Consider the following 18,746-nt stretch of genomic DNA (forward strand, 5'->3'; position numbering starts at 1 on the left):
ACGCAAACGGCCTGGGGGAGTCCCTGCCCCCAGGCCGCCGCGCAAACCTTCAGATCAACGGATCGGCCAGGCGTAGAGCAGGCCGCCCTTGTTCCACTGTTCATTCGGGCCGCGATCCAGCTTCAGGGCGCTGCCCTTGCCGACATTGCGCTCGAAGCTTTCACCGTAATTGCCGACCTGCTTGATGATGTTGTAGGCCCACTTCTCATCGACGCCGAGCGCCTTGCCCATGCCCGGGGTGGCACCCAGGATGCGCTTCACGTTCGGATCGGTGGAGGAGGACGCCATCTGATCAACATTGGCCGAAGTGATGCCGTATTCCTCACCCTCGATCATGGCGAAGAGCGACCAGCGCACCACGTCCATCCACTGGTCATCACCATGGCGGACCATCGGGCCGAGCGGCTCCTTCGAGATCACTTCCGGCAGCAGGATATGCTCTTCCGGCTTCGGCGTCTGGGTGGCGCGCACCGAGGCGAGCTGCGAACGGTCCGTGGTGAACACGTCGCAACGGCCAGATACATAGGCGCCCACGACTTCATCCTGCTTCTCGATGACCACCGGCTTGAAGGTCAGCTTGTTGGCGCGGAAGTAGTCGGCGAGGTTCAGCTCGGTGGTGGTGCCCGGCTGCACGCAGACGGTGGCACCGTTCAGCTCCTTGGCGCTCTTCACGCCGAGCTTTGCCGGAACCATGAAGCCCTGACCGTCGTAGAAGTTCACCGCCACGGCATTGAGGCCCAGCGCGGTATCACGCTGCAGCGACAGCGTGGTGTTGCGCGTCAGCACGTCGATTTCACCCGACTGCAACGCGGTGAAACGCTGCACCGGGGTGAGCGCCACGACTTCGAACTTGGCGGCATCGCCGAACAGCGCGGCAGCGATGGAGCGGCAGACGTCGACGTCGATGCCCGACCACTTGCCCTGGCTATCCGGGGCGCTGAAGCCCGACACGCCGGTGGAAACGCCGCAGATGACCTTGCCGCGGGCCTTGACCGCATCCAGCGTCGGGCCGGCATGAGCAGCCGAAGCAGCCACGACGAGGACGGCAGCCGCAGCGGCCGATTTCAGAAAATGCATGGGTTATCCCCTTCCCTGTTGACTAAACAATTGCCGGTTTTGGATTTGGTTCCCACAAACCCTGGCGTGAAATTACACTTTTGCGCCATCACCAGCAACCCAGCCTATTCCACGGTCACCGTAACGTGCAATCACCATGGGCATAGAACCAAGTGCCGGTTTGATTAGCAGTTTTTGTACCAACCGCAAAATCGGCTGATTTTGCGGTGCACAATGGACGGCGGACACAGAACCGGTCCGCCGCCTGCACAGAATCAGCGCGATTGCCCGCGAATGCGGCAGTGCGACTTTAGTCTAGTGCGTTTACCGGATGGGCCAGGCGTACATCAGGCCGCCCTTGTTCCACAGCGCATTGGCGCCACGATCCAGCTTCAGGGCGCTGCCCTTGCCCACATTACGCTCGAAGCTTTCGCCGTAATTGCCGACCTGCTTGATGATGTTATAGGCCCACTTCTCATCGACGCCGAGCGCCTTGCCCATGCCCGGCGTGACACCCAGGATGCGCTTCACGTTCGGATCCGTGGAGGAAGCCACCATCTGGTCGACATTGGCCGAGGTAATGCCGTATTCCTCGCCCTCGATCATGGCGAACAGCGCCCAGCGCACCACGTCCATCCACTGGTCGTCGCCATGGCGCACGAAGGGACCGAGCGGCTCCTTCGAGATCACTTCCGGCAGCAGCATGTAATCTTCCGGCTTCGGCGTCTGGAGCGAGCGTGCCGAGGCAAGCTGGGACATATCGGACGTATAAACATCGCAGCGGCCGGCGAAGAAGGCGGCGACCAGTTCCTCCAGCTTCTCGAACACCACGGGGCGCAGTTCGAGCTTATGGGTGCGGAAGTAATCGGCGAGGTTCAGTTCGGTGGTGGAACCGGACTGCACGCAGACGCTGGCGCCCGAAAGCTGCTTGGCGCTTTTCACCCCCAGCTTGACCGGCACCAGGAAGCCCTGGCCGTCATAGAAGGTTACGCCAGTGGGATTGAGGCCGATGGCGGCATCGCGCTGCAGGGTCAGCGTGGTGTTGCGCGACAGCATGTCGACTTCGCCAGTCTGCAAAGCGGGCAGCCGTGCCGGGGAAGTCAGAGCGGTATAGCGCACCTTGGTGGCATCGCCGAACATAGCAGCGGCCACGGCGCGGCAAACATCGACATCAAGCCCCTTCCACTCGCCTCTGCTGTCCGGCGCGCTGAAACCACCCAGCGAGGTGTTGACGCCGCATTGCAGGACACCGCGCGCCTTCACCGCATCAAAGGTGGCGCCCGCCTGGGCGGTGCCGGCAGCCAGCAGCAAGCCGGCGGTAACCGCCAGCGTCTTGAGGATCGTCATGATGTGTCGCCCCTATTTATTACATTTTTGTGACAGGCGACTTTGGACGGCCCGCGTGCTTATTGCAAGCCTGTGGATTATTGCAGGAGTGCTCCGGCAAGTCCGAGAACCACGGCATAGCGTGCTGTCTTGGCCAGAGCAACGATGGGCAGGAAACGCCAGAACGGGTAACGCAGCAGACCCGCAGCGAAAGTGAGCGGGTCGCCGATCACCGGCATCCAGGAGAGCAGCAGGCACCAGCCGCCATAGCGCTGGAAACGGACCGAGGCGCGCTCAAGCTGCGCCGGCTTAACCGGAAACCAGCGCCGCCCTCGGAAACGTTCAACATAAAGGCCGAGCCACCAGTTGAGGCAGGCACCCAGCGTGTTGCCGGTTGACGCTACGGTAATGAGCAGCCAGAGCGGCGCCCAGCCGGCCTGCTGCGCTGCCACCAGCGCCGGTTCGGACGGCACCGGCACGATGCTGGCCGCCAGGAATGACCAGGCGAAAAGCCCGGCCAGGGAGAGCGCGGATTCGCTCAATTCAGCGGCGAGGCTTCGCCAAGATCCCAGAACAGGCCAGCCATCATCGCCAGGCCCTCACGCATCACCGGCAGCAGCACATGCTCATTGGGCGCATGCTGCGAGCAGGCGGCATAGGAATGCGGCACCCATACAGTGGGCAGAGCCAGGGTTTCCGAGAACACGTCATTGGGCAGCGAGCCGCCGAGATTGGGCAGCAAGGCCGGCTTCGCGCCCGTGGTGCGGGCCACCGAGGCCAGCGCCCATTTCACATAGGGATGTTCGGGATCGAGGCGGGTGGCGCGGAAATACTCGGTGCGCGCCAGTTCCACCTGCACCATGCCAAGGCCCTGGCGGTTGAGATGGCGGCGCAGCGCGGGGAGGAAATCCTCCGGGTTGGTGCCAACCACGAAACGGATCTGGCAATGCGCCGTGGCCTTGCCGGGAATCGCATTCACCGGCGCTTCCGGGTTGCCGGTCTTGAATGCCAGCACATCGAAGCTGCACCAGCCATAGACGCGCTCCGGCGGGCTCAGTCCGGGCTCGCCCCACCAGGCGTCAACGCTGGGTCCATCGGAACCGCCGCCTACTGTGCAATCGGCCAAGGCCGCGCGCACCGAGGCCGGCAATTCCTTCGGCACCCATTCCGGGATGCGTATCTGCCCCGTGGGGCCGGCGATGGAAGCAATGGCATGAGCCAGCAGGATGCCGGGATCGGCCAGCAGGCCGCCCCAGTTGCCGGAGTGATGCGCGCCGGCCCGCAGGTCGATGGAGAGATCGAAATTCATCGCGCCGCGCGAGCCGCAATACAGCGTCGGCCGCTCCGGCGACAGGCGCGGGCCATCGGAGGCGAGAAACAGATCGGCACCCCAGGCCTGGCGCTGCGATTTGCAGAAGGCATCAAGGCCCGGCGAACCGACTTCCTCGCCGGTCTCGATCAGCAGCACCACGTTGAAGCCGAGTGTGCCGCCGCGTGCCTTCAGCACCGCCGCCAGCGCGGCGATGTTCACCGTATGCTGGCCCTTGTTGTCGGCGGTGCCACGGCCATAGAGCTTCTCGCCTTCCTGCACGATGCTCCACGGCGACAGGCCGCTGCGCCATTGCGCATCCTGGCCCCGGATCACATCGCCATGGCCGTAGGAGAACAGCGTGTGCTTTGCCCCCGGCTCGCGCCGCGTGGCGACCAGGAACGGGCCGCCATTGGGCGCCGGATTGGGGAAGGTCTGGCAGGTGAAGCCCAGGGCCTCCAGGCTGCCGCGCATTTCCTTTTCCAGATAATCACCCAGCACCGCCTTGCGGTCCGGGTTCTGGCTCTCGGTCGGGATCGCGACGCGGCGGGTCAGGTCGGCGGTGAAGCCACCCTCGTCCAGATAGGCGGTGGCGGCGCGGATGGCGGCTTCGCGGGTCATATCGGCCTCTCCCAGGAGATCATATCCCTACATACAACCCCGGCCTCGGGCTGGAAAGCGCCAGCCGGCTTTGCGATAGTCGGCCCTCACACGGAGTAAGCCATGCAAGACGAAACCAAGCTCGCCACCCTGGGCCGCGACCCGGAAGGCCACCACGGTGTGGTGAATATCCCGGTCTACCGCGCCTCCACCATCCTGCAGCCCGACCTCAAGACCCTGAAGCAGGTGCAGGCGGCGCGCGAGCGCGATGAGCAGGTGGTCAGCTATGGCCGCATCGGTACGCCCCTGACCTATGCCTTCGAGAATACCCTCGCCGAACTGGAAGGCGGCTATCGCGCCATGGGCTTCCCGTCCGGTGCCGCCGCCTGCGCCGGTGCGCTGCTGGCGGTGCTGAAGGCCGGCGACCATCTGCTGATGGTGGATACCGCCTATGGCCCGACGCGGCATTTCTGCGACACGGTGCTGAAGCGCTACGGCGTCGAGACCACCTATTACGATCCGACCATCGGTGCCGGCGTGGCCGAGCTGTTCCGCTCGAACACCACGGCGATCTTCACCGAAAGCCCTGGCTCGCTGACCTTCGAGGTGCAGGACATTCCGGCCATCGCCGAGATTGCCCATAAGCGCGGCGCCAAGCTGCTGCTGGACAACACCTGGGGCACGCCGCTGTACTTCAAGAGCTTCCAGCATGGCGTCGATCTCTCGATCCATTCGGCGACGAAATACATCGTCGGCCATTCCGATGCCCAGCTCGGCGTCGTCATCGCCACCAAGGAAGCCTGGCCGGCCCTGCGCGAAACCACCCGCGCCACCGGCACGGCGGCGGGGCCGGACGAGGTCTATCTCGGCCTGCGCGGCCTGCGCACCATGGCGGTGCGGCTGGAGCGCCATATGCGCAGCGGCATCGAAATCGCCCATTGGCTGCGCGGCCTGAATGAAGTGGAAGCCGTGTATCACCCCGCCCTGCCCCAGGATCCGGGCCATACGCTGTGGCGGCGCGACTTCCTCGGCGCCTGCGGCCTATTCGCCTTTGAACTGAAAAAGAGCTTTAACGAAGCCCAGGTGGCGGCCTTCGTCGATCACCTGGAACTGTTCGGCATCGGCTATTCCTGGGGCGGCTTTGAAAGCCTGGTCACCGTGGCGGCACCGCACCGGCTGCGCACCGCCAATCCCTGGACCGATAAGGGGCCGCTGCTGCGCCTGCATATCGGGCTTGAGGCGGTGGATGATCTGCGCGCCGACCTCAAGGCCGGCTTCGAACGGCTGCACAAGGCGGGTTGAGCCGGCCAATGGCCTGCTCAGCCGTCATCGTCGTCTATAACAGCGGCGCCGTTATCGAAGCCTGCCTGCAAAGTCTGGCCGGTATCGACGATATCGTTGTGGTGGACAATGCCGCCGACAACCGGCTGCAACAGCGCCCGGGCATCCGCTATATCCGCAACCCGGATAACCTGGGCTTCGGGTGCGGCTGCAATACCGGCGTGGCTGCGGCGAAGCATGACCTTGTGCTGCTGGTCAATCCCGATGCGGTGCTGGAACCGGGCGCAGTGGAAAAACTGCTCGCCGCCAGCCAGGCCTACCCGGAAGCTGCGCTGCTGATGCCGGCGATCCTCACCCCGGATGGCAGCGTCGAGCCGAGCCATGACGCCGGATTGTTCGAGAAGCGCGCCCTGCCGAAGCGGCGCGGCGAGCCAGACCCGGAAGGCGATCTCTGCGCCAATTTCCTCTCCGGCGCCGTGCTGCTGCTGCGCAAGCCGGCCTTTGATGCTGTCGGCGGCTTCGATCCGAACATCTTCATGTATTTCGAGGATGACGACCTGAGCCTGCGGCTGCGTCAGGCCGGCCATGCCCTGGTGCGGGTGAACGCGGCGCGCGCGCGCCATATCGGTGGGGGCTCTTCCGGGCCGAGCGATGCTCTGCAGCGCTTCAAGAACTGGCATTTCGCCTGGTCGCGGCTCTATCTGGAACAGAAATTCAACGGCGCTGCCGCCACCTGGCGCCACGGTCTTTCATTGTTGTTCCTGCGCGGTGTTAAGGCCCTGCTCTACCACATCACCGGCAACCGCAAGAAAGCATTGCGCGACAGTGCCCTGGCCAAAGGCTTCCTGCTGTTTCTCTGCGGCCAAAGACCGCCAACAAAATTCTGAGGTGAGGACAATGAGCGACATCCTGAGCGAGATCCGCGACGGCGTTAAGGTGATCACGCTGAACCGGCCGGACAAGAAGAATGCCCTCACCCTGGCGATGTATGACGGACTGGCCCAGGCGCTGCGCGCCGGTGATGCTGATCCCGCCGTGCGGGCCATGGTGCTGACCGGCGCCGGCGGCAGCTTCACTTCGGGCAACGACCTGAAAGATTTTCTCAACAATGCGCCACGCGGCGATGACCGCCCCTCGCTGCGCTTCCTCAAAGCCATCAGCGAAGCCGAGAAGCCGCTGCTGGCGGCGGTGCGTGGCCCGGCGGTCGGCGTCGGCAGCACCATGCTGCTGCATTGCGATCTGGTCTATGCCGCCCCCAGCGCGCGCTTCAACTTCACCTTCACCAATCTGGCCCTGGTGCCGGAAGCAGCTTCGACCATGCTGCTGCCACGCCTGGTCGGGCATCAGAAGGCGGCGGAACTGTTTCTGCTGGCGGAAGCTTTCGATGCGGCGGCAGCCAAGGAAATCGGCATGGTGAATGCCGTGCTGCCCGAGGATGAAGTGCTGGATTTCACCATGGCGCAGGCTGCCAAGCTGGCACGCAAGGCGCCCAACGCACTGAAATTCACCAAGCGGCTGATGAAGCATCATACCGGCGATGTGCCTGGCCAGATCGCCGCCGAAACCACGCTGTTCGAGCAGCAGCTGAAATCAGCGGAAGCACGCGAGGCGATGACCGCCTTCTTCGAGAAGCGCGCGCCGAAATTTAGCTGAGACTTACCCCTTTGGCGGCCAATCCTGCGCGCCATGCAGCAGGCGGACTATGGATATACCTTCTGAGGTTATCGTGTAGACAAAGAACCATGGCAATCGAGGCAAAACATATTCGCGGCTATCCTGCCAACGCCCTGGCCGGCCACGGAATGGATGCCGCGACAATGCCTGGGGCGCCGCTAGCAGCCGCTGGCCGATCCGGCGTGCCTCAATCGGATTGTCTTCCGCTATATGAGCAATGATCCTGGCGAGGTCACGTTTAGCTGAACTCGACCAGATGATCCGCATGGATCAAGCGGCACTGCGCTTCTTGGCTATTGCCGCTGCAATGATGGCATCCATTTCCGCCGTCACTTCCTCATGGCTGTGAACCCGGCCCGCTGCCAGATCATCCAGCCCTTCCTGTACCTGGGCGCGAACCCAGGCATCGTAGCTTGCATAGCTTTGCAAAGCCTCGGTGATGACGGCCGATTTGCTGCGGCCCTGGCTATCCGCGATGCGCGCCAGCGCGGCGTCCAGCTCTGGATCGATACGGGCGGTGATGGTGTTGCTTTTGACCATGCATTACATTGTAATACAATGTAATACGAAATCAAGCTGCCGCTTTATCCCGGCAATCGCGGCAGAGGCCGACCACTTCGATGGTCTGGCGCTCGACCAGGAATCCGAGCGAGGCGGCATTATGCTGGATGCGTTTGCCGAGTTCGGGATCATTGATCTCGAAGGCGGTACCGCAGGCGCGGCAGAGGAAGATTTCCTGGTGCCGCTCATGCCCCGGCTCGGTACAGCCGATGAAGGCATTGAGGCTCTCGACGCGATGCACCAGACCGCTCTCGACCAGGAAATCCAGCGCCCGGTAGACGGTAGGCGGTGCCACCTTCTGGCCGTCGCGGCCAAGTTCGGCCAGCAGGTCATAGGCGCCTGCCGGCTTGTGGCTGTTCCAGATCAGTTCCAGCACGCGGCGGCGGATCGGCGTCAGCTTGGCGCCGGTGGCGGCGCAATGCGCCTCCGCCTTGCCCAGCGCATCGGCAATGCAGGCGGCATGGTCATGGCCATGGGCATGATGATGCGCATGATCATGGTCGTGATGATGATGCTCGGCGGCCTGTCTCGCGGCCATGACGGAACTCCTGGACGATTCCCCTGCTAATATAGGGTGCCCGGGGCGTTACGTCAGCGCAGGAATTGGGCAATCAGGGCGATCTGCTCCGGAGTATCCAGCGCCGGGGCATGGCCGATGCCAGGAATTTCCACCAGCCGGGCCTTGGGGCCGCGCTCGGTCATGGCCTGGGCCACGCGCGGCAGCAACAGGTCGGAGACCGCGCCGCGCAGCAGCAGGGTCGGCGTTTCGATCTTGTCATAGAGCGGCCAGGCATCGCCGCCGCCGGTGCCCTGCTTGGCCAGTATGCCGGCGATCTGCGGATCGTAATGCGGCGTGACGCGGCCATCGGGCAGACGCCGGTAGGAGGTTTCCACCAGCCGGCGCCAGCCGGCATCGGAAGCAATCCCGAAGGGGGCATAGATGGTGCGGAAGTAGGCTTCCAGCTCAGAGATGCTGGCGAAGCTCGGCGGGTTGCCGGCATAGCTCAGGATACGCTGCACGGCTTCCGGTGCGATCTCCGGCCCGACATCGTTGAGCACCAATTTGCTGACGCGGCCCTTGAGCGTATAGGCAGCCGCCATCATGCCGATCAGGCCGCCCATCGAGGTGCCGACCCAGCGCAGGGTTTCGGCGCCAAGCAGATTGGCCAGTTCCAGTGCCTGCTGGGCATAGAACGGCACGGTGTATTCCTGCTCCGGCGCCGGGCTCCACTGGCTCAGGCCCCGACCCAAAGTATCCGGCGCCACGGCATAGTAATGCGGCGCCAGGGCCTCGCCGAGCGGTGCGAAATCCCAGCTGTTGCGCGCGAAGCCGTGCCACAGGATCACCAGGGGCGCACCCTTGCTGCCCCATGCCTGATAATGCAGTTCACGGCCCTTGAGGGTGACGTAATGCGAGGTAGCGCTGGTCACGGCTTGAGGCTCCGCAATTTGCCGACGATTCCGGTGGGGAAATAATAGACGCTGAGGACGAACAGAATGCCGAGCCAGAGCAGCCAGCGGTCGGCATGGAACAACTGCGGCAGCAGCGGGATACCGGCTTCAGCCGCTGCCTCGCTCACCTGCCCCATCAGCACCTGGAGATAATTCTGCGCGAGGATGAACAGCGTGGCGCCGATCACCGCGCCATACAGCGTACCCATGCCGCCGATCACAACGATCAGCAGGATATCCACCATGATGGTGAAGCTGAGCGTGGTATCGGGATTGGTATAGCCGTTCCACAGCGCGATCAGCACACCGGCCAGCGTCGCCATGCCGGCGGAGAGGCAGTTGGCAAGCGACCGATAAACCACGACGCGGTATCCAAGCGCCTCAGCGCGGAATTCATTCTCGCGGATCGCCTGCAGCACACGGCCAAAGGGCGAATTGACGACGCGCAAGGCCAGCAGGAACAGCACCACGGCGATCAGGAACAGCAGGTAATAGGCGATGATCTTGCCGCTGATGGTGACGCCGAGGAAATCATCCTCGAACGGGCGGAAGGAACGGCGCAGCAGGCTGGGCACCGAGAAGGAACGGCCATCCTCGCCGCCGGTGAAATCCGATAGCTGCGAAGCCAGGATGGCAAAGGCGGAAGCCACCGCCAGCGTGATCATGGCAAAGAAGATGGCGCGGACGCGCAGGCTGAACAGGCCGATCAGCAGCGCCAGCAGGATGGCGATGACCAGGGCCGAGGCGACGCCGATACCGAGCAGGCTCCAGCTCGGCTCTGAACCATAGAGCGCGATGGCGACGCCATAGCCGCCGATGCCGAAGAACATCGTGTGGGCGAAAGAAACGATGCCGGTATAGCCCAGCAGCAGATCGTAGCTCACCACCAGGATGATGAAGATGCAGATTTTCGCCGCCGTGTTGAGCGGCTGGCTGCCATCGAAGATGAACGGCGTGGTGGCAAGCCCGAGCAGGATCAGCAGCAGCACGGCGCTGAGCGGCTTGGAGCGCGGGAAATCGCCGGAGAGCAGGCTATGCAGCATTGTTTTGCCCTCCCCTTACCGCTTCGCCACAGGGAACAGGCCCTGCGGACGCCACAGCAGGATCAGCACCATCAGAAGGATGCTGCTGCCCAGCGCCAGTTTCGGCGCCAGGAATCCGGTGTAATTCGCCACCAGGGCGACCAGCAGTGAGCCGACGAAGCAGCCGCCGACCGAGCCGAGCCCGCCGATGATGATGACAATGAAGATCAGCACATTCACTTCCATGCCCATGCCGGCCGTCAGTGTCTGGCGGTAAAACGCCCAAAGCACGCCGCCAAGACCAGCCAGCGCCGAACCGGCGATGAACACGCCGACGAACAGACGGCGGATGCGATAGCCAAGCGCCTCGACCATTTCCGGATTCTCGACCCCAGCCCGGATCAGCAGGCCGATCTTGGTGCGGTTGAGGCCGATATGCATGGCGATGAACACCGCCAGGCCGAGGATCACGGCAATGACGCGGTATTTCTCCATTGCCGCATCGCCGATTACAAAGGCACCGCGGAAGCTCTCCGGCAGCTTGATCGGGATCGGGCTGGCGCCCCAGATCACATGGATCATCTGCTCGGCGACAATCATGCCGCCCATGGTGATCAGGATCTGCTTGAGATGCTGGCCATAAACCGGGCGGATGATGACGCGCTCAAAGAAATAACCGAGCGCGCCGGTGACAATCATGGAAACCAGGATACAGAGCAGCAGCACCCCGATATTGAGCCAGACATTATCGGCTACGGCCCATGACTGCAGCGGCACCAGCACGATCAGCGCCACATAGGCGCCGAACGAGATGAACACGCCATGGCCGAAATTCAACACGTCCATCAGGCCGAACACCAACGTGAGGCCCGATGCCATCAGATAGATCATCATGCCCATGGCAAGCGCTGCCACCGTGAGCGTGACCCAGGTGGAGGGATTGCCGACCAGCGGCAAGGCGCCAAGCGCCAGGGCGGGCACCAGCAGCAACGGCAGCCAGTCGGTCTTTGCCTTGGGCAAGGCAGCGGTTGCGGCGGTCATTGATGCGCATCCATGCTGAGGCCGAGCAGGCGCTGCTGCAGGTCCTTGTTCTCGGCCAGTTCGGCCATCTCACCACGATGCACGATACGGCCATCATCCATCACCGCGACAGTGTCGCCGAGCATCTTGGCGGCCATGAAATTCTGTTCCACCAGCAGGATCGTGGCGCCGGTCTGCTTCAATTCGCGGAAGGCGCTGATCATGTTCATGATGATGGCCGGTGCCAGACCCTTGGTCGGTTCGTCGATCAGCAGCAGCTGGCGCGGCTCGACGATGGCGCGGGCGATCGACAGCATCTGCTTCTGGCCACCCGACAGCGAACCGGCAGCCAGTGACCAGAATTTTTCCAGCGCCGGGAACAGACCGAAAATCCATTTCAGCCGGTGCGGATCAAGGTCGCCGTCGCGCGCCGCCAGCAGCAGGTTCTCGCGCACCGTCAGATCAGCGAAGATGCCCATATTCTCCGGCGTGTAGGCAATGCCGGCGCGGGCGATGTCGGGGGTCGCCATGGCGGTGATGTCGCGGCCGGCAAAGCTGACGCTGCCCTGGCTGGCCTTCCACAGGCCCATGATGGTGCGCAACGTCGTGGTCTTGCCGGCGCCGTTGCGGCCCAGCAGCATGGTGAGCTGGCCCTTCGGCACGGCGAAATCGACGCCATGCAGGATGTGATACTGGGCGATATGAGTATGCACGCCCTTGAGTTCGAGCAAGGCTTCAGCCATGGGCGATGCCCTCCATCTGGGCATCCGGGCTGATACCGAGATAAGCCTCCTGCACCACCGGCGAGGCAATCACTTCGGCCGGTTCGCCATCGGCGACAAGCTGGCCGTTATGCAGCACGATGATGCGGTCGGCCAGGCTGCGGACCACATCCATCTTGTGCTCGACGAGAAGAATGGTTTTGTTGCCGCGCGCCTTCACGGCCCGGATCAGGTCCAGCACGGTGGGCACTTCATCCACGCTCATGCCGGCGGTCGGTTCATCGAACATGAAGATTTCTGGTTCCAGTGCGCTGAGCAAAGCCACTTCCAGCTTGCGCTGATCACCATGGGGCAGTGCGCCGACGATGGCATCGCGCTTGTCCAGCATGTTGATGCTGGCAAGAATCTCGTCCGTCTTCTCGATCAGGTCGCGGCGGTGGCTCCAAAGCTGCAATAGCTGCATGCCGGCACCGGCCTGGCTCTGCACGCCGAGGCGGACATTCTCCATCACCGAGAGATTGGGGAACAGGTTTGTAAGCTGGAAAGCACGGCCGATGCCGCGCTTGGTGCGGGCCGAAGCCGGCAGGCCGGTGATATCCTGATCACCCAGCAGAACCTGCCCGGCGCTGGCCTTGAGCTGGCCCGAGATCAGGTTGAAATATGTGGTCTTGCCGGCACCGTTCGGGCCGACAATGGCGGTGAGCGTGCCAGGATGGAAGGCACAGCTTACCGCGTTCACCGCCACATGACCGCCGAAGCGGATCGTCAGGTCGCGGGTTTCAAGCGAAGGCTTCATCGGTGTTCCAGTAGAAAAAACCGGAGCGGCGGGTCACGCCGCTCCGGCGGGTGATCAGCGCTTGTTGCGGATCGGCAGCGGCATCTTGTCCTCGGTGATGGTCTGGACCAGTTCGAGGAGGTCGTTGTCGTTCTTGCCGTCCTTCTTGACGCGGAAGTGGTACATCGGCTGCATCGCCTGATGGTCGTCCTTGCGGAAGATCATGGTGCCCTTCGGGGTATCGAAGGCCATGCCCTCCATGGCGGCGATCAGCTTCTCGGTGTTGGAGCCGCCGGCCTTCTGCAAGGCGGTCAGCGTCGCCGAAGCGGCAGCCATGCCACCAGCGGTGAAGAAGTCAGGCGGGCTGTTGAAGCGCTTGGTATGCTCGGCCACCAGCCAGTCGTTCATCGGGTTCTTCGGGAAGTCGTAGTAGTAGTAGACTGCGCCCTCCATGCCCGGATACGGCTTGTACAGCTTCATCACCGGCAGGATGTTGCCGCCCGGCGCGATCTCGATGCCGAAACGCTCCGGCTTCAGATCGGCGATCTTCGGCAGCGGATGCGGACCGGCCCAGATGATCGAGATGATCTTCTTGCCCGGCTTGTCCTTCAGCGCATCGAACAGGCGCTGGGCCGAAGCAGTGAAATCGGTGGTCTGCTGCGGCGCGTATTCCTCGAACACGACCTTCACGTTCGGGCGGATCTGCGCCAGCGCGTCCTTCACCGCCTTCACGCCATCGCGGCCGAAAGCATAATCCTGCGCCAGCATGCCGACATTCACTTCGCCGGTGGCCGGCAAGGCGGCAGCACCCGCATAGGCATCCTGCATCGAGTTGCGGCCGGTGCGGAAGATATAGCGGTTCCAGTTGGCGCCGGTGATGGCATCGGCCACTGCCGGCTCCACGATCAGCACCTTCTTGTATTCGGCAGCGATCGGCAGCATGGCCAGCGCGCCGCCCGAACCGGTGGTGCCAACAGCGATATCCACCTTGTCGTCGGCATAGGCCTGCTCAAGCAGGGTTTTGGCGAGATCGGGCTTGAGCTGGTCATCCTTGGCGATGACGCGGATCTTCTTGCCGTTCAGCGTCATGGTGCCCTTGGTGAGGTATTCCAGGCCCATCATGAAACCGGTTTCGGTCTGCTTCGCGTAGGCTTCCAGCGGACCGGTCTTGCTGGTGATCAGCGCGATCTTGATATCCTGCGCCATGGCCGGCGCAGAGATCATCAAAGCCGGGGCCAGTGCGGCCAGCGCCACCGCCATACCGGCGGCCTTCAACATGCGTTGCATGGTTTCCTCTCCCTTGGTTTGAACGCGAAACGCCCGAATGTCAGCCGGAAAGGTTCCCTGCCGCTTTTGGCGCGGCCTGTTTCCTTCCCAAACATGACAGTTGATTCATGTTTCGTGTATTTGTACTGCTACGCCCCCGGGCCGGTCAATACGGCAAATTTGTTTTCCGCCGCTTGACAAGCCGGCGCCCAGGCGCGACTTCTTACCTGACAAACGATTCATGTTTCACATGACGGCACAAATGACCAAGCCTGGGGGGAAAAAGGCTCTGCCGGCGCCAAAAACCGGGCGCGGCGAGAGCACACGGCGCAAGATTCTCGATGCCGCCAAGCGCGACATCGGCCGCAAAGGCTTTGGCGAAGCCTCGGTCAGCACCATTACGGCGGAGGCCGGCGTCGGCCAGGGCACCTTCTACATCTACTTCCGCAGCAAGGAAGATGTGATGCGCGAACTGGTGCTGCATATGGGCCGCCAGCTGCGCCAGCATCTCACCGAGGCCACCGCCGGCGCCAAGAGCCGCCAGGAAGCGGAAAAGCTGGGCCTGCGCGCCTTCATCCAGTTCGTGCGCAAGGACCCTGACCTCTACCGCGTGGTGGAGGAATCGCAATTCGTCGATGCCGCGATCTATCGCAGCTACTACACAGAATTCGCCCGTGGCTATGGCGCAGCGCTTGCAACTGCTGAACAGCGCGGCGAAATGCGCCCAGGCAAGCAGAGCGGCCATATTGAAGTGCGTGCCTGGATGCTGATGGGCATCGCTGTATTCCTCGGCCAGCGCTATGGCCTGTGGGAGCCAAAGGCACCGCTGGAGGCCGTGGTCGATACCGCGATGGATGCTCTCACCCAGGGCATGTTCAAATGACCCTGGTCCGGCTGGACCGGACCGAGGCTGCCGCCCGCCTCACCCTGGCGCGGCCCGAACGGCATAACAGCCTGGTGCCGGAATTGCTGCATGAACTGCTGGCGGCCCTCCAGGCATTGCACCGCGCACCGCCAGCCCTGCTGGTTCTGGCCGCCGAGGGCCGCAGCTTCTCCACCGGCGGCGATGTTGCCGGCTTCCATGCCGTGCCGCGCGGCCAGCGGCGCGATTACGCCGCCCGGCTGGTCGGCGATCTCAACCGCGCCATCCTGGCCCTGCTCGATCTGCCCTGCCCGGTGCTTGGCCGCGTGCAAGGTCCTCTCACTGGCGGCGCGCTCGGTCTGGTGCTGGCCTGCGATCTGGTTGCGGTCACGCCGCGCGGCTTCCTGCAACCCTATTATGTCGATGTCGGCTTCAGCCCTGATGGCGGCTGGTGCGCGATGCTGCCCGGGCGCATCGGTGAAGCCGCCGCACGCGAAATCCAGTTGCTCAACCGCCGCGTCAATGCCGATGAAATGCTGCACCTTGGACTGGCCCAGGCCGTCGCCGAGGATATCGATGCGGTGATCGGGCAATGGCAGGCCACACTGCTTAGCAAGGTGCCGGCAGCCATTGCCCGCACAAAGCAGCAATTGCTCAAGCCGGAGCGCCGCGTTGCCCTTGCCGCCGCGCTGGAAGCCGAGCGCCAGAGCTTCATCGACCAGATCGACAGCCAGGAAACCGATGCCGGCATGGCGCGCTTCCTGGCCAAGTCGGCGTGACGGGAGGAACCGATGGATTTCGTGCCGGACCTGCCCCTGAAACGCGCCGAGCTGACGCCACAGCGCGTCGCCTTCGCTGATGTTGCCACCGGCCGCGAAACCACCTATGCCGAACTGAACGACCGCGCCGCGCGCTTTGCCGCCGCGCTGCCCGGCCTCGGCATCAAGGCCGGCGACCGCATCGCCATTCTCTGCCTGAACTGCCCGATGTTTTTCGAGGTGTTGCTTGGCTGCGCCAAGGCGAATGTGATCCTGGTGCCGCTGAACTGGCGCCAGCCAGCACCGGAACTGCGCCCGATCCTGGAAGATTGTGGCGCCACGCTGCTCTTGCATGATGCCGAGCATGCCGCGCTGGCCGCCGAGTTCAACATTACCGCCACGCTGTCGGAAACGGATTACGAGGCCCTGCTGGCGCGCACGGCGCCGGGGCAATTCCCCACCCGCTGGGCCGCCGGTCAGGTCTGGTATCTGCTCTATACCTCCGGCACCACCGGCAAGCCGAAAGCCGTGATCCAGACCGTTGGCATGGCCTATGCCAATTACGTCAATGTCGGTCAGGCCATCGATCTCACCGGCCAGGACAGCACGATCAATTTCCTGCCGCTGTTCCATACCGCCGGCATCAATCTCTACACCCTGCCGATGCTGATTGCCGGCGGCCGTGTGAGTGTGCTGCGCAAATTCGATATCGATGCCGTCATGCGCCTGATCGCCGATGGCGCCTGTTCGCTGTTCTTCGGCGTGCCGGCGATCTACCAGGCGATCAGCCTGCACCCGGCTTTCGCCGGCACCGATTTCAGCCGCGTGCGCGCCTGGGGCTGCGGCGGCGCCCCCTTGCCCGAACCGCTGATCCGCCTGTTCGCCACCCGTGATGTGACGGTGTGCAACGGCTTCGGCATGACCGAGACCGGCCCGACGGTTTTTCTCATGGACCGCGCCGAGGCCCGCGCCCGCATCGGCTCGGTGGGCAAACCACAAATCCTCACCGAAGTGCGGCTGGTGGATGAAATGGGCCGCGACGTGGCCGAAGGCGAGCCCGGTGAAATCTGGATGCGCGGACCGAATATCACGCCAGGCTATTTCAACAACGACGCCGCGACGCGCAATGCACTCACCGCCGATGGCTGGCTGAAATCCGGCGATGTCGGCCGCCGCGACTCTGACGGCTATTACTTCATCGTCGACCGCATCAAGGACATGTACATATCCGGCGGCGAAAACGTCTATCCGGCGGAAGTGGAAGCCGTGCTCTACCGCTTCCCCGGCGTGCTGGAATGTGCCGTGCTCGGCATTGCCGACGAGAAATGGGGCGAAGCCGGCTGCGCCGTGATCCTGCCGCAGCCGGATGCACGGCTGGACGCAGAGGCGATCCGCGCCTTCTGCCGCACCAATCTGGCGGCCTACAAGGTGCCCAAGCGTATCGAGATCGTAACGGAATTCCCGCGCACCGCAGCGGGCAAGATCCGCAAGCATATCCTGCGGGACAATCTGCAATGACCGAAATCAGCATTCAGCGCACACTGACCCAGGCCGACTTCAACCACTTCGCCGAAGTGAGCGGCGACAACAACCCGATCCATGTCGATCCGGCCTTCTCTGCCCGCACCCGCTTCGGCCGCACCGTCAGTCACGGCATGCTGCTCTACTCGGTGCTGTGGGGCATGGTACAGGCACGCCATCCCGGCGCCAGGCAGCAGCATCAGAACCTGATGTTTCCGGCACCGGCCTATGCCGATGAACCCTTGCGCTTCACGCTGATCCCGAATGGCCCCGGCCTTTATGGCATCAGCGTGCGCCGTGTTGCCGATGGCACTGAAGTCTGCCGTGGCGACATGGCGATCACGGAGGCTTGAGCCATGCAGGTTGGCGATTTCGCTGAAACCACCCGCGGCTTTTCGGCGGATGACGTGCGGGCATTCCTGACTCTGGCTGGCAATGATGCTGTGGCCAGCAGCGTGCCCGAACCCCTGATCGGCGCGCTGTTCTCCTATCTGCTCGGCGTTGAACTGCCCGGCTTCGGCACGAATTACCTGAAGCAGGAAATGCGTTTTCTCGCCCCGGCACCTGTCGGCCTGCCGTTGACCGCGCGCGTCGAGATCACGCAGCTGCGGCCCGACAAGCATCTCGCCGACCTCACGACGACTTGCACCGGACCGGATGGCACCCGCTATTGCGAAGGCCGCGCCCTGGTGCTGATCAAGGATGTCGGAGCCTGATGGCGATGCATGTGCGCGATATCGGCTCTGGGCCGCCACTGGTCTTCCTGCATGGCTGGTCCTGCCATGGCGGCTTCTTCGCGCCGCAGGTTGAGGCGTTGCAAGGCCGTTTCCGCCTGCTGCTGCCCGATCTGCCCGGCCATGGACAAAGCCCGGCCATTGCCGACCTGACGATCAGCGGCCTAGCCGATGCACTGCATGACATGCTGGGGCAATACCGTGTCGAACGCCCTGTCCTGGTCGGTTGGTCGATGGGCGCCATGGTGGCCTTCGACTACCTGCGCCGCCATGGCTGGCGCAATATCGCCGGCCTGGTGATCGAGGACATGACGGCACGGCTGTTCACTGATGCCGGCTGGCGGCTGGGCCTCGGCGGCGGCTTCGACGCGGCACAGAACGCGGCAACCCTGAGCCTGATGCGGGCCGATTGGCGGGGCTTCAGCGCGGCTTCACTGCCGCATCTCTTTGCCCGCCACCATGCGCCGGAAGCCGCCTTGAAAGACTGGATCGGCGCCGAGATGCCAAAAAACGATCCCGCCATCATGGCGGCGCTCTGGGCCTCGATGGCGGCGCAGGATTTCCGCGACCTGCTGCCGCGCCTGGACCTGCCGTGCCTGGTGATCCATGGCGGTGAAAGCCAGCTATACGCGCCGGAAGTCTCCGAATGGCTGGCGGCAACATTGCCGCGCGCCCGCCGCCTCTGCCTGGAACACTCCGGCCACATGCCGCATCTGGAACAACACGCGGAATTCAACACGGCACTCGCCGAATTCGCTGCTACATTTGCCGCTCCTGAACCTGCCCGCTAAGGCCTGGAGGATGCGC

22 protein-coding genes are annotated in these 18,746 nt (G+C 63.6%); 9 read left to right on the forward strand and 13 right to left on the reverse strand.

Annotated features, from left to right (window positions below):
* Positions 1 to 54: 54 nt before the first annotated feature.
* From ACQY7X_RS19810 to ACQY7X_RS19825, 4 genes are all read right to left on the reverse strand, one after another.
* The gene (locus tag ACQY7X_RS19810) at positions 55 to 1,077 is read right to left on the reverse strand and encodes an amino acid ABC transporter substrate-binding protein (protein ID WP_428247140.1); all 1,023 of its coding nucleotides are present in this window, start codon (positions 1,075 to 1,077) and stop codon (positions 55 to 57) included.
* 303 nt (positions 1,078 to 1,380) lie between these two features.
* The gene (locus ACQY7X_RS19815) at positions 1,381 to 2,403 is read right to left on the reverse strand and encodes an amino acid ABC transporter substrate-binding protein (RefSeq protein ID WP_428247142.1); all 1,023 of its coding nucleotides are present in this window, start codon (positions 2,401 to 2,403) and stop codon (positions 1,381 to 1,383) included.
* 77 nt (positions 2,404 to 2,480) lie between these two features.
* On the reverse strand, positions 2,481 to 2,924 hold the full coding sequence (locus ACQY7X_RS19820) for a YqaA family protein (protein ID WP_428247143.1): 444 nt from the start codon (positions 2,922 to 2,924) through the stop codon (positions 2,481 to 2,483).
* The gene (locus ACQY7X_RS19825; RefSeq protein ID WP_428247145.1) at positions 2,921 to 4,312 is read right to left on the reverse strand and encodes a M20 family metallopeptidase; all 1,392 of its coding nucleotides are present in this window, start codon (positions 4,310 to 4,312) and stop codon (positions 2,921 to 2,923) included. Before ACQY7X_RS19825 ends, ACQY7X_RS19820 begins: the two co-directional genes overlap by 4 nt.
* A gap of 102 nt (positions 4,313 to 4,414) precedes the next feature.
* On the opposite strand from ACQY7X_RS19825, the gene metC reads away from it, so the two are divergent.
* The 3 genes from metC to ACQY7X_RS19840 are packed head-to-tail and all read left to right on the forward strand — an operon-like array spanning position 4,415 to position 7,225.
* The gene (gene metC, locus ACQY7X_RS19830) at positions 4,415 to 5,593 is read left to right on the forward strand and encodes a cystathionine beta-lyase (RefSeq protein WP_428247147.1); all 1,179 of its coding nucleotides are present in this window, start codon (positions 4,415 to 4,417) and stop codon (positions 5,591 to 5,593) included.
* A gap of 8 nt (positions 5,594 to 5,601) precedes the next feature.
* Positions 5,602 to 6,459, forward strand: coding sequence for a glycosyltransferase family 2 protein (locus tag ACQY7X_RS19835; protein WP_428247148.1), 858 nt, complete (start codon positions 5,602 to 5,604; stop codon positions 6,457 to 6,459).
* Between the two features lie 10 nt (positions 6,460 to 6,469).
* Positions 6,470 to 7,225, forward strand: a complete 756-nt coding sequence (locus tag ACQY7X_RS19840) for an enoyl-CoA hydratase (RefSeq protein WP_428247150.1) — start codon at positions 6,470 to 6,472, stop codon at positions 7,223 to 7,225.
* 3 nt (positions 7,226 to 7,228) lie between these two features.
* Here the strand turns inward: ACQY7X_RS19840 and ACQY7X_RS19845 are convergent, their stop codons facing one another.
* Genes ACQY7X_RS19845 through ACQY7X_RS19885 form a run of 9 tightly spaced genes read right to left on the reverse strand, consistent with a single transcriptional unit; the run spans position 7,229 to position 14,085 of the window.
* Positions 7,229 to 7,513, reverse strand: coding sequence for a type II toxin-antitoxin system RelE/ParE family toxin (locus ACQY7X_RS19845; protein ID WP_428247151.1), 285 nt, complete (start codon positions 7,511 to 7,513; stop codon positions 7,229 to 7,231).
* A gap of 3 nt (positions 7,514 to 7,516) precedes the next feature.
* Positions 7,517 to 7,786 carry a CopG family ribbon-helix-helix protein gene (locus ACQY7X_RS19850; RefSeq protein WP_428247153.1) on the reverse strand — a complete coding sequence of 90 codons (270 nt, stop codon included), beginning with the start codon at positions 7,784 to 7,786 and terminating at the stop codon, positions 7,517 to 7,519.
* Positions 7,787 to 7,817: 31 nt separating this feature from the next.
* Complete coding sequence (locus tag ACQY7X_RS19855) at positions 7,818 to 8,345, reverse strand: Fur family transcriptional regulator (protein ID WP_428247154.1); 528 nt, start codon at positions 8,343 to 8,345, stop codon at positions 7,818 to 7,820.
* 53 nt (positions 8,346 to 8,398) lie between these two features.
* Positions 8,399 to 9,238: an alpha/beta fold hydrolase gene (locus tag ACQY7X_RS19860; protein ID WP_428247155.1), complete on the reverse strand. Its 840-nt coding sequence runs from the start codon at positions 9,236 to 9,238 to the stop codon at positions 8,399 to 8,401.
* Positions 9,235 to 10,302 (reverse strand): branched-chain amino acid ABC transporter permease, encoded by a 1,068-nt coding sequence (locus tag ACQY7X_RS19865; protein ID WP_428247156.1) that lies wholly within the window; start codon positions 10,300 to 10,302, stop codon positions 9,235 to 9,237. The genes ACQY7X_RS19860 and ACQY7X_RS19865 overlap by 4 nt, the downstream gene beginning before the upstream one ends.
* Positions 10,303 to 10,317: 15 nt before the next feature.
* Positions 10,318 to 11,322, reverse strand: a complete 1,005-nt coding sequence (locus tag ACQY7X_RS19870) for a branched-chain amino acid ABC transporter permease (RefSeq protein ID WP_428247158.1) — start codon at positions 11,320 to 11,322, stop codon at positions 10,318 to 10,320.
* Positions 11,319 to 12,044 carry an ABC transporter ATP-binding protein gene (locus ACQY7X_RS19875; RefSeq protein WP_428247159.1) on the reverse strand — a complete coding sequence of 242 codons (726 nt, stop codon included), beginning with the start codon at positions 12,042 to 12,044 and terminating at the stop codon, positions 11,319 to 11,321. The genes ACQY7X_RS19870 and ACQY7X_RS19875 overlap by 4 nt, the downstream gene beginning before the upstream one ends.
* The gene (locus tag ACQY7X_RS19880) at positions 12,037 to 12,819 is read right to left on the reverse strand and encodes an ABC transporter ATP-binding protein (protein WP_428247161.1); all 783 of its coding nucleotides are present in this window, start codon (positions 12,817 to 12,819) and stop codon (positions 12,037 to 12,039) included. The genes ACQY7X_RS19875 and ACQY7X_RS19880 overlap by 8 nt, the downstream gene beginning before the upstream one ends.
* Before the next feature lie 54 nt (positions 12,820 to 12,873).
* A complete protein-coding gene (locus tag ACQY7X_RS19885; protein WP_428247162.1) occupies positions 12,874 to 14,085 on the reverse strand; it encodes a substrate-binding domain-containing protein in 1,212 nt (403 codons plus the stop codon).
* A gap of 241 nt (positions 14,086 to 14,326) precedes the next feature.
* Between ACQY7X_RS19885 and ACQY7X_RS19890 the strand changes: the two genes are divergently transcribed.
* The 6 genes from ACQY7X_RS19890 to ACQY7X_RS19915 are packed head-to-tail and all read left to right on the forward strand — an operon-like array spanning position 14,327 to position 18,730.
* Positions 14,327 to 14,947, forward strand: coding sequence for a TetR/AcrR family transcriptional regulator (locus ACQY7X_RS19890; protein ID WP_428247164.1), 621 nt, complete (start codon positions 14,327 to 14,329; stop codon positions 14,945 to 14,947).
* The gene (locus ACQY7X_RS19895; RefSeq protein ID WP_428247166.1) at positions 14,944 to 15,705 is read left to right on the forward strand and encodes an enoyl-CoA hydratase/isomerase family protein; all 762 of its coding nucleotides are present in this window, start codon (positions 14,944 to 14,946) and stop codon (positions 15,703 to 15,705) included. Before ACQY7X_RS19890 ends, ACQY7X_RS19895 begins: the two co-directional genes overlap by 4 nt.
* A 12-nt stretch (positions 15,706 to 15,717) precedes the next feature.
* A complete protein-coding gene (locus tag ACQY7X_RS19900; RefSeq protein WP_428247167.1) occupies positions 15,718 to 17,202 on the forward strand; it encodes an acyl-CoA synthetase in 1,485 nt (494 codons plus the stop codon).
* Positions 17,199 to 17,558 (forward strand): MaoC/PaaZ C-terminal domain-containing protein, encoded by a 360-nt coding sequence (locus ACQY7X_RS19905; RefSeq protein ID WP_428247169.1) that lies wholly within the window; start codon positions 17,199 to 17,201, stop codon positions 17,556 to 17,558. Before ACQY7X_RS19900 ends, ACQY7X_RS19905 begins: the two co-directional genes overlap by 4 nt.
* A gap of 3 nt (positions 17,559 to 17,561) precedes the next feature.
* Positions 17,562 to 17,921, forward strand: a complete 360-nt coding sequence (locus ACQY7X_RS19910; RefSeq protein WP_428247170.1) for a hypothetical protein — start codon at positions 17,562 to 17,564, stop codon at positions 17,919 to 17,921.
* On the forward strand, positions 17,921 to 18,730 hold the full coding sequence (locus ACQY7X_RS19915; protein ID WP_428247171.1) for an alpha/beta fold hydrolase: 810 nt from the start codon (positions 17,921 to 17,923) through the stop codon (positions 18,728 to 18,730). Before ACQY7X_RS19910 ends, ACQY7X_RS19915 begins: the two co-directional genes overlap by 1 nt.
* Positions 18,731 to 18,746 lie beyond the last annotated feature (16 nt).

Origin of the sequence: Ferrovibrio sp. (genome assembly GCF_965278975.1) — a bacterium.
Taxonomy (GTDB): domain Bacteria; phylum Pseudomonadota; class Alphaproteobacteria; order Ferrovibrionales; family Ferrovibrionaceae; genus Ferrovibrio.

Excerpts from the sequence above, each read along its gene's own strand:
- ACQY7X_RS19810 (WP_428247140.1), bottom strand. The coding sequence starts at position 1,077 with ATGCATTTTCTGAAATCGGCCGCTGCGGCTGCCGTCCTCGTCGTGGCT.
- ACQY7X_RS19815 (WP_428247142.1), bottom strand. The coding sequence starts at position 2,403 with ATGACGATCCTCAAGACGCTGGCGGTTACCGCCGGCTTGCTGCTGGCT.
- ACQY7X_RS19825 (WP_428247145.1), bottom strand. The coding sequence starts at position 4,312 with ATGACCCGCGAAGCCGCCATCCGCGCCGCCACCGCCTATCTGGACGAG.
- metC (WP_428247147.1), top strand. The coding sequence starts at position 4,415 with ATGCAAGACGAAACCAAGCTCGCCACCCTGGGCCGCGACCCGGAAGGC.
- ACQY7X_RS19835 (WP_428247148.1), top strand. The coding sequence starts at position 5,602 with ATGGCCTGCTCAGCCGTCATCGTCGTCTATAACAGCGGCGCCGTTATC.
- ACQY7X_RS19840 (WP_428247150.1), top strand. The coding sequence starts at position 6,470 with ATGAGCGACATCCTGAGCGAGATCCGCGACGGCGTTAAGGTGATCACG.
- ACQY7X_RS19845 (WP_428247151.1), bottom strand. The coding sequence starts at position 7,513 with ATGCGGATCATCTGGTCGAGTTCAGCTAAACGTGACCTCGCCAGGATC.
- ACQY7X_RS19850 (WP_428247153.1), bottom strand. The coding sequence starts at position 7,786 with ATGGTCAAAAGCAACACCATCACCGCCCGTATCGATCCAGAGCTGGAC.
- ACQY7X_RS19855 (WP_428247154.1), bottom strand. The coding sequence starts at position 8,345 with ATGGCCGCGAGACAGGCCGCCGAGCATCATCATCACGACCATGATCAT.
- ACQY7X_RS19865 (WP_428247156.1), bottom strand. The coding sequence starts at position 10,302 with ATGCTGCATAGCCTGCTCTCCGGCGATTTCCCGCGCTCCAAGCCGCTC.
- ACQY7X_RS19870 (WP_428247158.1), bottom strand. The coding sequence starts at position 11,322 with ATGACCGCCGCAACCGCTGCCTTGCCCAAGGCAAAGACCGACTGGCTG.
- ACQY7X_RS19875 (WP_428247159.1), bottom strand. The coding sequence starts at position 12,044 with ATGGCTGAAGCCTTGCTCGAACTCAAGGGCGTGCATACTCATATCGCC.
- ACQY7X_RS19880 (WP_428247161.1), bottom strand. The coding sequence starts at position 12,819 with ATGAAGCCTTCGCTTGAAACCCGCGACCTGACGATCCGCTTCGGCGGT.
- ACQY7X_RS19885 (WP_428247162.1), bottom strand. The coding sequence starts at position 14,085 with ATGCAACGCATGTTGAAGGCCGCCGGTATGGCGGTGGCGCTGGCCGCA.
- ACQY7X_RS19890 (WP_428247164.1), top strand. The coding sequence starts at position 14,327 with ATGACCAAGCCTGGGGGGAAAAAGGCTCTGCCGGCGCCAAAAACCGGG.
- ACQY7X_RS19895 (WP_428247166.1), top strand. The coding sequence starts at position 14,944 with ATGACCCTGGTCCGGCTGGACCGGACCGAGGCTGCCGCCCGCCTCACC.
- ACQY7X_RS19900 (WP_428247167.1), top strand. The coding sequence starts at position 15,718 with ATGGATTTCGTGCCGGACCTGCCCCTGAAACGCGCCGAGCTGACGCCA.
- ACQY7X_RS19905 (WP_428247169.1), top strand. The coding sequence starts at position 17,199 with ATGACCGAAATCAGCATTCAGCGCACACTGACCCAGGCCGACTTCAAC.
- ACQY7X_RS19910 (WP_428247170.1), top strand. The coding sequence starts at position 17,562 with ATGCAGGTTGGCGATTTCGCTGAAACCACCCGCGGCTTTTCGGCGGAT.
- ACQY7X_RS19915 (WP_428247171.1), top strand. The coding sequence starts at position 17,921 with ATGGCGATGCATGTGCGCGATATCGGCTCTGGGCCGCCACTGGTCTTC.